Here is a 14,148-nt window from a genome sequence, read left to right on the forward strand (position 1 = left end):
CGATCCCGTAGGCCGGGTAAGCGCAGCGCCACCCGGCTTGTTTTTAATAGCGCACGCACACCGATTTGGTTTCACACCAGCCGTCCAGCCAGTCCGGGCCGAAGTCGCGTCCGGTGCCGGATTGCTTCATGCCGCCGAACGGCAGGTTGGCGTCAATCAGCGTATGGCTGTTCACCCAGACGGTGCCCGCCTGCAATCTGTCGGTATACTCCAGCGCCTTACTGATATTCTGCGTCCAGACGCTGGCGGTCAGGCCATATTCGGTATCGTTGGCAAGGGTTAGCGCCTCTTCGCCATCGGCTACGCGTACCAGGTTGACCACCGGGCCGAATACCTCTTCGCGGGTCAGCCGGAGTCCCGGATCCGGGTTGACCACCAGCGTCGGCGAGATGTAATACCCTTTTCCGTCCGGGCCACGGTTACCGGTGATCAGCTCTGCATTGCGCGATTTTGCTTCATCCAGGAAGGTCTGCACCTTGTCGCAGTGAGCGCGGGACACCAGCGGGTTGATAAACGCCTCCGGCGACATGCCCGGCCCCACGCTCAGGGATTTCACCGCCTGCTCAAACCCGCTGACCAGCGTGTCAAAAAGCGGCGCTTCTATATAGATACGCGAGCTCGCGGCGCAGACCTGGCCCTGATTAAGGAAGCTGCCGGTCATCAGCCCCTCAATCACCCACGCCGGATCGGCGTCTTTCAGCACGATGGCCGGGTTTTTGCCGCCCAGCTCCAGCGTCACGCCGGTCAGCGTGTCCGCCGCCGCGCGGGCAATCTGTTTCCCCGTCGCCGTGGAGCCGGTGAAGCTCACTTTGGCAATATGCGGATGCGAGGTCAGCGCTGCACCGCACACCGCGCCGCTTCCGGTCACCACGTTAAACACACCGTCAGGGATACCGGCTTCGCTCGCCAGTTCCGCCACCCGCAGCATGGTCAACGGCGTGGTTTCTGACGGCTTAATGACGATAGAGCAACCCGCTGCCAGCGCAGGCATCACCTTCCACATGCCGATCATCAGCGGGAAGTTCCACGGCACAATCCCGGCCACCACGCCCACCGGCTCTTTACGCGTCCACGCCTGATAGCGTGCGCCTTGCGGCAAGGGAATGGAGAGATCGAGCGTTTTGCCGGTTATTTTGGTGGTCAACCCGGCGGTATAGCGCATCCAGTTCAGGGTGCAACCCACTTCAAAGAGACGGGAAATATTGATGGATTTCCCCTGCTCCAGCGTTTCAATCTGGGCCAGCTCCTCGCTGTGCTGCTCCACCAGGTCGGCAAAGCGCAGCAGGATGCGCTCGCGCTCTGCCGGTAATTTCCCGGCCCAGGTGCGGGCGACAAAGGCTCGCCAGCCGGACATCACCGCGCGGTCGACATCATCGATGCTGGCATCTGCCGTAGAGGCGATAACCTCCCCGGTGGCCGGGTTATAAATATTCAACCGTTTTTCACTCTCCGACGCGGCCTGCCGCCCCTCAATCCACAGCCCGTGATGTCGGTCCAGAAACTGCTGTACGCCTGGCTGGATGGCGACCTGTGATTCAGACATAGGGTACTCCTTCGTTATTATTCGCAGGGTGTTACTGCAGTCTAAGAGGCCTTTCGCATTCCCGCTTTTGTCTGTGTGACATTCGCTTTGCCACCTGTGACAGGTGCCGCAATTCGTGATAATTCCGCCTTATAACGCTGTTACCGGTGAGTGTTCTTTCCTATAGTCAGCCTCATGGCTCTGACAAAACGCAACACAAATGCAACAATGTGAAAACATTGATGGCGCAGCGAGATAAACGATGGCATGTGTAAGCGAACAGGAACGGTATCAGCAGTGGCTGGCGCAAATTAACCATGTCTGCGGGCGCTTTAACGCGCGTCCTTTAGAGGGGGAATTCTTCGGCGAGCTGGAAACCAGCTACGCCCGAAGCCTGAAGTTAAGCACCGTCACCGCAGGCGGGGTTAACCTGTTCCGCTCCCGTCAGGAGATCGCTCAGAGCAATGATGCCTGGTTTTATACCGTGTTCCAGCTTGAAGGCAGCGCGCAGATTGAGCAGGACGATCGCCGCGCGGTGCTGAACGCCGGCGATATTACGCTTCTTGATGCCGCTCGTCCCTGCTCCATCAACTGGCAGCAAAAATCCCGTCAGATTTCCCTGCTGGTTCCCCGTCAGATTATTGAGCAGCAGTGTCGTTTTCAGGAGGTAAGCTGCGCCCTCGCGCTCTCCCGCTCGTTGCCAACCGTACAGCTAAGCCATCGCCTGCTACTGGAGAGCATGGGAAATGCCAACCTGAGCGACCGGGAGAGCGAAGCCGCGCTGGAAGCGATGATCTGCCTGCTCCGCCCGGCGTTTCAGCAGCGCGATGCGGTGCAGCCGCGTAAGGAGCGCCAGTTCAGGAACGTTCTGTCGCTGATTGATGACCATATTCAGTCGGAATCCCTGCGTCCGGAATGGATTGCCGCAGAGAGCGGCATGTCGGTGCGCAGCCTGTACCGCATGTTTGCCGATAAGGGGCTGGTGGTAGCGCAGTACATCAAAAATCGTCGGCTGGATCTGTGCGCGCAGGTGTTGCGCTCCGCCAGCGACGAGGAAAAGCTGGCGGGAATTGGCTACAGCTGGGGGTTTGCCGACCATAGCCATTTTTCAACGGCGTTTAAGCAGCGTTTTGGCGTCTCACCGGGCGAGTACCGCAAGCGCTTTCGCTGATTACTTCTTCAGCCATTTTCCGTTAATGCCCTTCACGTATTCTCCCGGCTGCGCGCGGGCCACCAGCTTTTGCCCGGCCATCTTCGCCACTTCATCAACCGGCAGGTTATTGCTGTCCGCCAGCTTCTGGTAGCTTTCCGTACGCGCCGCGTTGATGCGGCTCACCAGCGCCAGCGTTTCGGGGTCTTGTTTCACCGGGGCAAGATACCCGCTCAGGGTTTCCCCGACACGCCCCTGCGCCCGGGCCTCGTTTAAGGTCAGGGTTGCCGCCTGCACGTTCATGCCCAGCGCCAGTAACATCAGAGCTAATCGTTTCATGGCGTCCTCAGAATAGATCGCTGCGCGATTTCAGCAGGGTTTCAACGTCTTTATCAACTTTAATGTGGATCTCATGTTCGATTTTGACGTTCATATTGATGGTGATCGGCTCCTTCGGCGCAGCGACTTCAATGCGCGGCGTACAGCCGGTCAAGAGCGCGGCAACGGCGACGGTGAGTACACCAGCCCTCATTTTCATTGTTGTTCCTCACTTTCCTTGCCAGTCGAACTGCGGATACCAGGTAGCGCCGCGTGTTGCTCAAACCAGGTTTGTAGATTGTCTCCAAAGCGCAGGCTACGCCAGAGAGTAAAGACGTTCTCGTCATGGGTGTAGTTAAGATTTACGGAACTGCTTTTGCCATCAACCCGGCTGGTGCCTTTGAGGGTCGCCTGCATGGTTAATTCACCCAGATTATCTAAATTGAGTCTTGTCCACGACTGTGAAATTTCCATATAGCGGAGCCAGTTAATCGCTGCCCCTGCAACCATATTATCGTTAACGATGGCATCAGCGGTGTCTTTATCAATACGCAGCGTCATCGGCCCCGGGTTGGTTAGCCAGCCATCTTTAATGATCCATTTTTCATTGTCCAGCCAGAACGGTAGCGCCCCGCTTATCGGGCCAGACAGGGCAAACTGCTTAGGATTAATGGCGCTGATCAGCTCGCTGGAGGAGATATTGTCCACGCGCAGCAGCGCCGGGTCATGCTGCGGCATTCTGAGCTGCTGCATGGTGATTTTCCCGCCGAGGGTCTCCACCTTGACGTTGGTCAGCAGCAGCGGGTTTTCCTCGCTCCACGGATAGTCACCCTGCAGGTCTGCGGTGATGTTGCGCGCGGTCACCAGGTTTTCCACTTCGCCAATGCGCAGCGTGACGGGGCCGCGCGTGCCCAACGACCAGGTACCCTCGCTAAAACGGAACGGCAGCACAAAATCCACACCGTTGATCTGGTTGTCTGGCATCCAGGCGCTACCGGATTTCAGTACACCGTGGCCGCCAGCCTCAAAGCCCTGATCGGCAGCGGCAGAGAAGGCCACCTGCGCATAAAGCTCACCGTCGCGCAGCGTCATTTTCCAGTCTGGCGGGATCAGTGGCTGGAACACGGTAAGGGATTGTTTTGGCCACCAGGCCTGACCGCGAAGGCGTTCCCCGTCCCAGCGACCGTTGACCTGCACCGGGCCGATGGCCTCGGCATGCAGATCGCCTTTAAACTGGAATATCGTCGGGTCTGTTCCGTCAACGCTGAAGGTCAGCACCGACGGGGGCAACACGCTGCCGCCCGCAAAACGGGTCTCTCCGGCATTGAGCGACAGCGCACCGCTAAATGTCGGCGTGACAGGGTCACGAACCCAGCGTACCGGTTTATCCAGTACCAGACGCGGTTTACTGACTTCCATGGTGCCGTACTGCAGCTTGTCAAAGCCGGTTGAGAGCGCGGTCAGCTCGATGAGTTTGTCGCGCCATTCGCCTTTTCCGGCCACATCCCAGCGCGCGTTCATTGGCGTAAAGCCACCTTTGCCCCAGTAACGCCACTGCCAGAGGCCGTTATCGGGTAAAAAGTCGTTGGCCTGGCCGTCCAGGTGGAGTTCAAAATCCCCCATCTCGTTCTCATGGGCGCGCAGAATCGCCTGCAGACGACCATCCACGCCCTTTTGCGTGAGCTTCACGCCCGCCAGCGGCCAGCGAATTTCGTCGATATCCAGCGAATCAATAATGCGCCCGCGCGAACGCAGCAGCGCACCCGGCTCAAAGGCAAGCTGCGGATCGTTCAGGCTGCCGGTCAGTCTGGCCGGGAGTCTGGCGTAAAGCACCAGATCGTCCTGTTTGGCCTCGCCGCTCAGGTGAAGCGGCATGTCGCTGTTTTCCAGGCTGAGCCTGCCCGGCCCGAGATTCAGCACGGCGTTACCTTTCCCGGCATCGCCCTGAGTCAGAACGTTGAGGCGTCCGGTGAAGGTGGCTTTTTCCAGCCCCTGCTGCCAGTTATCCACCCTGAGACCCACGCGGCCGCTCATCGGCATGCCGGACAGGTTCCAGTTCCAGCGCCCGTCGCTGATATTCAGCTGTTGTGCCGTGATCTGCCACGGTAAATCGAGCAGCGGATCGGGGTTATCCCGCGCCATCACCAGCAGTTGCCCCTGATTCTCCTCCCAGTCCAGATCGGCATCGACCAGCGAGGTGAGCTGTGGCACGTTAAAAGTCGCGACCGCATGGCCTTTCACCGGCACGCCATCCGGCACCAGCGGCAGGGTAAACTCACCCACCAGCTTTACGGGCGGCACCTGGCCGGGGAGTTGTACATCAAGCTGACTGACCGAGAGAGTCTGGCCGCGTAACTGCCCTTTGAAACTGACCTGCTCGCCGTTGTAGGTCACCGCCTGTACCGCAGGCGTCAGTGAGGCATGCAGTTCCCCTTCCCACTGTTGCCAGGGAGACAGGGTAAGACGGCGGATAGTGAGCCAGGTATTAGGCAGCACCGACTGCCACTGTGCCAGGGTTTTTGGCGCAACGGTTGAGGGGGCTGACTGGGGAATTTTACTGAGGCACACCGTGTTAAGTTCAAGCGCACCAATATCCAGATTCCAGCGGCTGGGGTGCGACAGCGTGGCGTTTTCAACCCTGGCAATCTCGCAATCCTCAACCAGATAGCGCAGATTGGGGATCACCAGCGCGTGACGGGTCAGTTTGGGGCTTTCCTCAAAGGCGATACGTGTACCGACAGGCAACCAGATACCCGCGAGGGTCGGTACCCACTGGGCGAGCGTCATCAGCAGCGTCAGCGGCAATAAAATCAACAGCAATAAGAGCGCAATCGCGGCTTTGTATTTACCCTTCATGGGCAGTTAATATCCTGATTTAGCGAGAGAATTAAGCCGACAGTGCCGATCATTGTCGCATGTTTAGCAAGTGAGTTGAAGTAAATGCCCGATATAAGGATAGATGCACTGCCCCGCTGGGGGAAATTTTTCATTTTGCGCAACCTGAAGAAGTCAAATGAGATTCAAGAGGTTACGCATCAGGCGAGACAAAATTTCAGAGTAAGTGAACCCTGTTAGTAGCGGTTACGTGGCAGAGCCAGCAAATACAGGAGCGAGAAAATCAGCGAACCCCAGTAGACCGAGTCATACCGATAAGGATCAAAATCGATACGTAAAAATCCGTGCACAAACTCATAACCATTCGCAAAGATGTTTATTTGTACTGCGGCCATGCCGATCACGAACAACGTATAAACAATGAACAGTGGGTATTTACCAAGTCCATTCACCTTCAGCTTCCCCACATACAGCAACAGGAAAACGACTATTGATACAATGAAATAGCATAAGGCAGGCCAAACGGGTGGGGTTAATGGCAACTCAAATTCTTGCGACATAATCAATTCCCTTCTGCTATCTGATACATCTGCCAACCTGTCATACTGCAACGGGTTATTGCTGTTTTAGAAGCCTGTTGCCATCCTTTATCCATAAGACCCGATCGTGTGCAGTGCCAAACTCCATGTATTTTTCCTTTGGTTGTCCCTGGCTACATTTACCCTAGTAACGTCCGGGAGTAAGAATATCATGGAGTTAGCAACCTCACATGTTCTAAAATAATTGATAGAACTTATTGATTTAAATAATATTTTATAAATTGTAAGATTATTTTAATCATGCTAACGTGGATGTAAAATCACTGGAGAAAGTCTTATGAAACTCGCGGTATATAGCACAAAGCAGTACGACAAAAAGTATCTGCAACATGTTAACGAGGCTTACGGGTTCGATCTTGAATTTTTCGACTTTCTGCTGACCGAAAAAACCGCTAAAACGGCGCACGGCTGTGAAGGCGTCTGCATCTTCGTGAACGATGACGGTAGTCGTCCGGTACTGGAAGAGCTGAAAAAGCACGGCGTAAAGTATATCGCCCTGCGCTGCGCGGGTTTCAATAACGTCGATCTTGATGCGGCGAAAGAGCTGGGGCTGAAGGTGGTTCGCGTTCCGGCCTACTCCCCGGAAGCGGTCGCGGAACATGCTGTGGGTATGATGATGTCCCTGAACCGTCGTATTCACCGCGCTTATCAGCGTACCCGAGATGCGAACTTCTCGCTGGAAGGACTGACCGGCTTTACCATGTACGGTAAAACCGCAGGCGTGATCGGTACCGGTAAAATCGGCGTGGCCGCCCTGCGCATTCTGAAAGGCTTTGGTATGCGCCTGCTGGCGTTTGACCCGTACCCAAGCGCCGCCGCGCTGGAGCTGGGCGTGGAATATGTCGATCTCCCGACCCTGTTCTCCCAGTCTGACGTGATCTCCCTGCACTGCCCGCTCACACCGGAAAACTACCACCTGTTGAATCAGACCGCGTTTGAGCAGATGAAAGACGGCGTGATGATCATTAACACCAGCCGCGGCGGGCTGATTGACTCTCAGGCGGCAATTGAAGCGCTGAAAACCCAGAAAATTGGCGCGCTGGGGATGGACGTGTATGAGAACGAACGCGATCTGTTCTTTGAAGACAAGTCTAACGACGTCATTCAGGACGACGTGTTCCGTCGCCTGTCAGCCTGCCATAACGTACTGTTTACCGGGCACCAGGCGTTCCTGACCGCAGAGGCGCTGATCAGCATTTCCGAAACCACGCTGGGGAATTTACAGCAACTGGAAAACGGCGAAGCGTGTCCTAACGAGATAGTCTAAGCCTGGCATGCCGGGTGGCGGTTGCGCCCGGCACATACGCTACGCCCCGTCCGGGGCGTTATCGGTCTGCCCGGTCCGGTTCGGGAAACGCCACCAGAGCAGGACCGCCGCCAGGGCAATGGCGCTCAGCACACTGAAGGCCGTCGCAAAAGAGTAGTGTCCGGCGATCGTCCCGGTTAACGCAGGGCTCATCGATGCGCCAACCCCCTGCATCAGCATGACCACGCTCTGCCCGGCATTAACGTGCCCGCTCCCACGCAAAAGCACCACGATAAATGACGGCACCACCACGCCCAGGATCCCGGCGGCAAGACCATCAAGAATTTGTACCGGGATCATCATAAACGGTGCATCGGTAGACGCAGCCAGCGCCGCGCGTACCGGCATGATTAACAGCGCCAGCATGATTAAACGCCAGTAACCATCGCGTTCGATTCGCCTGGAGGCCAGGATAGCCACCGGGATCATCACCGCCTGCGAAATAATCACCGTCGCCGCAGCAAACACGCCGGGATTAACGCTGGCCGGTGCGGCAGCGACCCGCATGCTGAGCATCGGCAACAGGGCCGCATTCGCCAGATGGAACAACAGCAGCGTCAGCCCGGTCACGAACAGGGCTCTGTTTTTCATCAGTACCGCAAAACCCGGCACCGGCTGATGTTCTGACGCGTTCAGGCCACGCGCCGCCTCGTTGTCGATATCCTTGTTGCGTATCGCCAGCAGCGAACAGAGCGTTAACAGCGTTGTACAGGTCATCAGCAGGAAGATGCCCCCAATGCCCCAGTACCACGCAATGCCCCCGGCGATCAGTGCCGTGAGGAAATTCCCACCGTGATTGAACGCCTCATTTTTGCCCATCTGCGCGCTAAACCCGCTCTGCCCCGTCAGCCCCAGAGTGATCCCGGTGATAAGTGGCCCCACGAACGCCGCGCAGATCCCGGTGACAATTTGCGAGAGCGCGACAACGCCACTCTGCTGGCTAAACCAGAGCAGCAGCGTACTCAGGGTGATCAGTAAACAGAGCAGCGCCAGAACGGAACGTTTGTTTTTGGTGGTGTCGGTGATGAACCCCGCCGGCAGCGTGGCCAGAAGTCCTGCCAGACCTCCGGCGGTCATCAGCAAGCCGATGTCATCCGGCGTCCAGTGCCGCTGCGTCAGGAAGATACCGAGAAAAGGACCGAGACCGTCACGGACGTCAGCGATAAAAAAACTCGTCAGGCACAACGCCCGCAGTGAACGAAGAGACATACTTCCTGCCTTTTGTCGGGATGGCTGGCTCGGTTAGCGGCGGCCTGAATCTCAAGTTCGCCCGGAAATCAAAACGTTGAGCCGAGTTTATCAGCCAGACGTCAGAGCGAAAACTACGCGATTTGATTATAGGCACGCCGGGTAACGCTGCGCTTACCCGGCCTACCGGATCAGCAGGCCCAGGCAAGCAGCATGTACCCTTAATAAATTACGTGGTTGGTTTTTAGATTTAAATCTGCAATCGCCGCCGGTTTGCCGAGTAAATATCCCTGGACTTCGTCACACTTATTTTTCTTCAGGAACGACAATTGTTCTACGGTTTCGACACCTTCTGCGGTGACCTCCATGGAATAGGCTTTACCCAGATCGATGATCTTCTCGACCACCGACTGGTTCTGTGTCGAATCCCCTAAAGAAAAAATAAAGCTTTTATCGAGCTTTAAGCCATCAAACTGGAACTTCCGCAGATAGCTCAGAGAGGCATAGCCGGTACCGAAATCATCAATCAGAATACGCACCCCCATTTTTTTCAGGGCCATCATGGTCTGCAACGTTTTCTCTGGATTAGAGAGCGTGACATTTTCAGTCACCTCTATTTCCAGCCGGGTAGGCTCAAGCCCGGTTTCATCAAGAATAGCTTTTATTCTTTCGGCGAGATCGCTTGCCTGGAATTCAATGGCTGAAATATTGACTGAAACCGAAAGCCCCGGCAGTTTTTCATGCGTCTCTGTACAGGCCTTACGAATGACCCAGTTGCTGAGGTTGATGATGAGCCCCGTTTCTTCAGCGAGTGGAATAAACTTATCGGGCATCATGTTTCCGCGTTCAGGATGCTGCCAGCGAACCAGGGCTTCTACGGCGTCGATGCGTGAATGTCTGAGGTTATAACGCGGCTGATAAACCAGATAGAGCTGGTCTTCCCGAATTGCGGTCTTCAGCGCTAATTCCAGCTTTCTGCGCTCGGTCAGCTTTTCCGACATATCCTGACGATAATAGACCCATCGGTTTCGACCGGATTGTTTAGCCTGATAAAGCGCAATATCAGCATAGCGTAAAAGGTCGTTTGCACTGGTACTGTCCTGGGGAGCCAGAGCAATGCCCATGCTGACGCCGATGGTCACATCATTGCCATCAATGGTGAACGGGCGGTTGAGTTCTTGCACGATGCGATAACACACTTCTTCTATGTGGTCCAGGTGCCGGGTGTTGTCGAGAAGCAGCATAAATTCGTCCCCGCCCTGTCGTGCGACAAAATCACCGCGACGAACACATTGTTTAAGCCGTAAGGCAACCTCGCCAAGCAGGGCATCGCCCGTTGAGTGGCCGAAAATATCATTCACGGGTTTAAACTTGTCCAAATCAAGGCAAATCATGGCAAAGGGAGAATTGTGGATATCCTCTTTAGCCAACTGTCCTGTGAGGAACTCCTTAATATGATACCGGTTGGGAAGGCCCGTTAATTCGTCATGGCGTGACAGAAATTCAACACGTTTGGTGGCTTCCACTTCCAGAGAAACATCCGATGCCGCCCCCCGTAAAACCACCGTGCCATCAGGCTGAGCAGAGAATTTTGCCAGAAGTGTGCAGTACGAGGTTGACCGTTGAGCGTTAGTGTACGGGCAGTTCTTAAATTCAAAGCGCCCCGATAACTCACGCCGCCTGACGCACGTATTTAATAAACCGTTTGTCGAAGGAAAAAGCGCATCCAGCTTGCGTCCCAGCCATTGACTCTCGTCATAGCCCGTGACAGTCGTAAAACGCCCTGATAGCCAGGTGATCGTTAACGATAAATCCGTTTCCCAGAACCAGTCACTGGTTGTTTCACTGACATCCCTGAAGCGTTTTTCACTGGTAATCAGATTTAACCGAGCCTGCTCAAGGAGAAAGATATTTTCGTCATGAATTTTTGCCTTATGCAAAATATGACGCATCAGGATCACCGTCAGCACGAGGGTCAGAAGGACAGACAGAATGAGCAAGGGTAAAAAATAAATGATCAATGCCTGGCCAGGGTTTTCTGTGTCCCAGACAATGTGGACTGGGCCATTCTGGGTACGTAACGTTAATGCTGTCAGACTGTCTGTCTCAACAAGGGCGTCAGAAGAGACCGCGCGGACGTTTTCGATCCCTGCATCGTGCCCAATCGCAAGCAGTTTCTTAGCCGTTAAGGTGTCGATAAACAACATGGTTGATGGCTTACCGGGCAACGGCTGCACGCTGGTATCATCTCCCGTCGTTATCCATGCCGCAGAAACTATGGCGGGGACGGAATGGATAAGCGTGAGCATGGAGACCGGCAGTCCATTTTTACTGCCCGTCTCACTGAGTAAATGGTCTATGGTGGATTGATCTAACCAGCGTTCCAGCTCTTCGTGCTTCAGTTTCCCGTCAAGCACGCTGTAACGGGTGGTTTCCTCCGGGGACAGCACAAACACGCCTTCGTAGCCAAAGTTATCATACAGAGACTTGCCCAGATTCTGCTTATCCCATGCCCAGTTCAGGTCAGTTTTTTGATGAAGATGTTTGTAAGCATCTCCCCACTCAGCATTGTCTTTCAAATGGCTGCGCATGTTTTCCTGGCGGGCGTCTAATGCTTGCCTTAACAAAAACTCGTCATGTTTATCGCTGATTTTATTAACATTGTTTTTAATGATCAGCAATGACACTATCGCTGCGATAAAAATACCTATCAACAAGGTAACAATATAGGTAAACGTTTTATTTATCAGTCCTTTAGAATGCTCGCTATCCGTAAAGCCAGGGGTCTTCTGAGGTATGGTCATTCTTCGCCTTCTTAACTGCTATTACGTCATTTTTGTGCTATCCACAGTTATCGGCAAAAAAACACAAATTTTTATAGCGAAGCCTCCTTAAGCAAAACATTGTTTATTTTTTTAACCCAGATCAAATTATTCCGCATTAACGCGCATAAAAAACCGGACTGCCCGCCCGGTTCTGTTTTCAGCTAATAATGAATAACAGGTCTAAACCCATTATATTCTGTTAAGCAAAATATTAAGCATGCGGCGTAATGGTTCCGCTGCCCCCCATAATAGTTGATCCCCAACGGTCAATACCGAATAAACAGGTTCATTATTTAGCGCCATTTTTTTATAACGCCCTACGCCAACCTTAAGCGTGCCGCTAATATGTGCGGGAGTAAGCTGGCTGACGCTGGCCTCTTTATTATTAGGGACGTATTTTACCCAGGGATGAGCGTCACTTACCCTTTTAGCAAATTCAACTTCATCCACTTCGCGTTTGAGTTTCATTGTAATGGCCGCACTATGGCACCTGATTACACCAACACGAATGCACAGACCATTAACCGGGATGGTGCCTTTTTTCAGGCCAAGGATTTTATTTGTTTCTGCTTCACCCTTCCACTCTTCGCGGCTATTGCCATCTCCCAGGTCGCTATCAATCCAGGGAATGATGCTCCCCATCAGCGGCGCGCCAAAATTCTCAACAGGCAAGTCACTGCTGTTAATCAGTTCGCTGACTTTATTGACCAGAGGAAGCACCGAGCCTGCGTTTTCCAGCTCATCGGGGGTTAAATTTCGGGTGACAAATGCACTTTGGGCGATCAACTCGCGGACATGCTTTGCACCCGCCCCCGAAGCTGACTGATAGGTCATCACGCTCATCCATTCAATGAGATCGGCCTTGATCAAACCGGCGAGCCCCATCAGGCTTAAGGTGATTGAACAGTTTCCGCCTACAAAAAGTTTACCGCCCTTTTTGATGGAATCATCGATATTTTCACGGTTCACAGGATCCAGGATGATACAGGCTCTTTCGTCCATTCGCAGCGCTGATGCGGCATCGATCCAGTAACCTTCCCAACCATGATCAATTAATGATTGATACATCGATTTTGTATATTCACCGCCCTGGCAGGTAATGATGATATCCATTTCCGCCAGCGCATCCAGGGAATACGCATCTTTAAGTACCGAACGGACACCATTAATGACAGGCCCAGGTGCCCCAACAGAAGACGTACTAAAAAAACTGGCTGCAATATCATTAAAATCATTTTCTTCGACCATGCGTTGCAGCAATACTGACCCAACCATACCGCGCCAACCAACAATGCCAACCTGCTTCACGGGTTTACCTCAATGACGTTACAAAAGTGTTAAGAGAGGTAAAGTTTATAACCCGTTAAATCCCGCGCGTCATTCTTTATTTTACTCGTTTTTGCAATAATAAGAATGTTTAATAAGGGGTTAGCGAAACTGATGAATATTGTGTTTGTGTTCAAGTCAAAAAAAATAGATATCTTTAATTAGGCTGTTTAAAACGATTTTATGCCCCTCGGAAACATAAAGTCATAGTTATCAGCGAAGCCGATGCCCACACCGATGCGCCGTTTGCAACGCCACCTTTCCTCAACGCATAAAAAACCCGCCGGTTGGCGGGTCGGTTAGTCTTTAAAGATCAGAGATTTTTCTCTTCAACTCTTCAAGCCTGCTGTTATCTTCCTCAGTGAAAATTGTTGCATCATACAACATCTGATTATCAGTACCGTCCACTCTTACGAGTGTCACAGTCAAAACAGCGTCTTTTGGGGCATAAAGTACACCCCATTCAGAATTCTTAGGGGGGGCAATAGCCCATGTGGCTTCTTCATTTGGCTTAAGCCCCTCAGGAATATCATAGAAAAAATTACTTACCAGCCATGGTACTGAGTATCCCTCGCTTGCCATCACTCCGTGCAGGTACGCTCTGGAGATAACGGTATCAGTATTATTTTTAACAACCAGTCTAATTACGGGTTGTGGCTTACCGTCTTGCTCAGGCTCCATGGTAAATCTGGATGATAAAACCTGGATTTTCATTAACTCTTTTTTAGCCACGTCGGCGTCAGCTTTTTTCTGTTCCAGCGCTTTGATTTCCTGAGTCATCTTTTCTTTTAACTTCATCTCTCTCTCAGCAGTGACTTGCTGTGCGTAAGAGATTATTTCTTCACCCGTCTTACCAGACAGGCTTTCGCGCATCTTTTTGCTTATCTCTTCGTTATCATTATTTGAAGTGGAACGCATCAGGTCAGCCATATTGATGTTACTGAATGCCACAACCTTTAAGGCGTTATCGAATTCCTCCCGTTTATTTTCCGGAAGTGAATCTCTGACTTTGGCTATCGAGGATTTCATTGCAGCATCAGTTGAAGAATCAATTTTGGGTTTATCGCACCCGCCGAGTA

At 53.1% G+C, this 14,148-nt stretch carries 11 protein-coding genes; 2 read left to right on the plus strand and 9 right to left on the minus strand.

All coding sequences use genetic code 11. From position 1 onward, the window contains the following. Nucleotides 1-43: 43 nt before the first annotated feature. Nucleotides 44-1,543, minus strand: a complete 1,500-nt coding sequence (locus tag APU11_RS04240) for an aldehyde dehydrogenase family protein (protein WP_058650367.1) — start codon at nt 1,541-1,543, stop codon at nt 44-46. Nucleotides 1,544-1,784: 241 nt separating this feature from the next. Between APU11_RS04240 and feaR the strand changes: the two genes are divergently transcribed. Continuing rightward, nucleotides 1,785-2,693, plus strand: coding sequence for a transcriptional regulator FeaR (gene feaR / locus APU11_RS04245; protein ID WP_029882835.1), 909 nt, complete (start codon nt 1,785-1,787; stop codon nt 2,691-2,693). Here feaR and APU11_RS04250 read toward each other — a convergent pair whose 3' ends face one another. The 4 genes from APU11_RS04250 to APU11_RS04265 form a co-directional block, all read right to left on the minus strand. Beyond that, a complete protein-coding gene (locus tag APU11_RS04250; RefSeq protein ID WP_028028066.1) occupies nt 2,694-3,011 on the minus strand; it encodes a YdbL family protein in 318 nt (105 codons plus the stop codon). A gap of 7 nt (nt 3,012-3,018) precedes the next feature. Next, nucleotides 3,019-3,210, minus strand: a complete 192-nt coding sequence (locus APU11_RS04255) for a YnbE family lipoprotein (protein WP_020688201.1) — start codon at nt 3,208-3,210, stop codon at nt 3,019-3,021. Beyond that, nucleotides 3,207-5,846 (minus strand): YdbH family protein, encoded by a 2,640-nt coding sequence (locus tag APU11_RS04260; RefSeq protein WP_058650368.1) that lies wholly within the window; start codon nt 5,844-5,846, stop codon nt 3,207-3,209. The genes APU11_RS04255 and APU11_RS04260 overlap by 4 nt, the downstream gene beginning before the upstream one ends. 215 nt (nt 5,847-6,061) lie before the next feature. Then, nucleotides 6,062-6,385, minus strand: a complete 324-nt coding sequence (locus APU11_RS04265) for a hypothetical protein (RefSeq protein WP_045901071.1) — start codon at nt 6,383-6,385, stop codon at nt 6,062-6,064. A 316-nt stretch (nt 6,386-6,701) separates the two neighbouring features. Between APU11_RS04265 and APU11_RS04270 the strand changes: the two genes are divergently transcribed. After that, nucleotides 6,702-7,691: a 2-hydroxyacid dehydrogenase gene (locus APU11_RS04270; RefSeq protein ID WP_013096773.1), complete on the plus strand. Its 990-nt coding sequence runs from the start codon at nt 6,702-6,704 to the stop codon at nt 7,689-7,691. 39 nt (nt 7,692-7,730) lie between these two features. Here APU11_RS04270 and APU11_RS04275 read toward each other — a convergent pair whose 3' ends face one another. From APU11_RS04275 to APU11_RS04290, 4 genes are all read right to left on the minus strand, one after another. Then, nucleotides 7,731-8,939, minus strand: coding sequence for an MFS transporter (locus APU11_RS04275; RefSeq protein WP_038980498.1), 1,209 nt, complete (start codon nt 8,937-8,939; stop codon nt 7,731-7,733). A gap of 200 nt (nt 8,940-9,139) precedes the next feature. Next, on the minus strand, nt 9,140-11,722 hold the full coding sequence (locus APU11_RS04280; protein ID WP_060578325.1) for an EAL domain-containing protein: 2,583 nt from the start codon (nt 11,720-11,722) through the stop codon (nt 9,140-9,142). Nucleotides 11,723-11,932: 210 nt separating this feature from the next. Beyond that, complete coding sequence (gene asd, locus APU11_RS04285) at nt 11,933-13,051, minus strand: aspartate-semialdehyde dehydrogenase (protein ID WP_058650370.1); 1,119 nt, start codon at nt 13,049-13,051, stop codon at nt 11,933-11,935. A 324-nt stretch (nt 13,052-13,375) separates the two neighbouring features. After that, nucleotides 13,376-14,148, minus strand: a 773-nt coding sequence (locus APU11_RS04290) for a DUF6694 family lipoprotein (RefSeq protein ID WP_060578326.1), incomplete at its 5' end; no start/stop codon positions are given.

The organism is Enterobacter sp. 50793107 (assembly GCF_001463365.1).
Lineage (GTDB): Bacteria > Pseudomonadota > Gammaproteobacteria > Enterobacterales > Enterobacteriaceae > Enterobacter > Enterobacter cloacae.

Excerpts from the sequence above, each read along its gene's own strand:
- APU11_RS04250 (WP_028028066.1), bottom strand. The coding sequence starts at position 3,011 with ATGAAACGATTAGCTCTGATGTTACTGGCGCTGGGCATGAACGTGCAG.
- APU11_RS04260 (WP_058650368.1), bottom strand. The coding sequence starts at position 5,846 with ATGAAGGGTAAATACAAAGCCGCGATTGCGCTCTTATTGCTGTTGATT.
- APU11_RS04255 (WP_020688201.1), bottom strand. The coding sequence starts at position 3,210 with ATGAAAATGAGGGCTGGTGTACTCACCGTCGCCGTTGCCGCGCTCTTG.
- APU11_RS04280 (WP_060578325.1), bottom strand. The coding sequence starts at position 11,722 with ATGACCATACCTCAGAAGACCCCTGGCTTTACGGATAGCGAGCATTCT.
- APU11_RS04240 (WP_058650367.1), bottom strand. The coding sequence starts at position 1,543 with ATGTCTGAATCACAGGTCGCCATCCAGCCAGGCGTACAGCAGTTTCTG.
- APU11_RS04275 (WP_038980498.1), bottom strand. The coding sequence starts at position 8,939 with ATGTCTCTTCGTTCACTGCGGGCGTTGTGCCTGACGAGTTTTTTTATC.
- APU11_RS04265 (WP_045901071.1), bottom strand. The coding sequence starts at position 6,385 with ATGTCGCAAGAATTTGAGTTGCCATTAACCCCACCCGTTTGGCCTGCC.
- APU11_RS04270 (WP_013096773.1), top strand. The coding sequence starts at position 6,702 with ATGAAACTCGCGGTATATAGCACAAAGCAGTACGACAAAAAGTATCTG.
- feaR (WP_029882835.1), top strand. The coding sequence starts at position 1,785 with ATGGCATGTGTAAGCGAACAGGAACGGTATCAGCAGTGGCTGGCGCAA.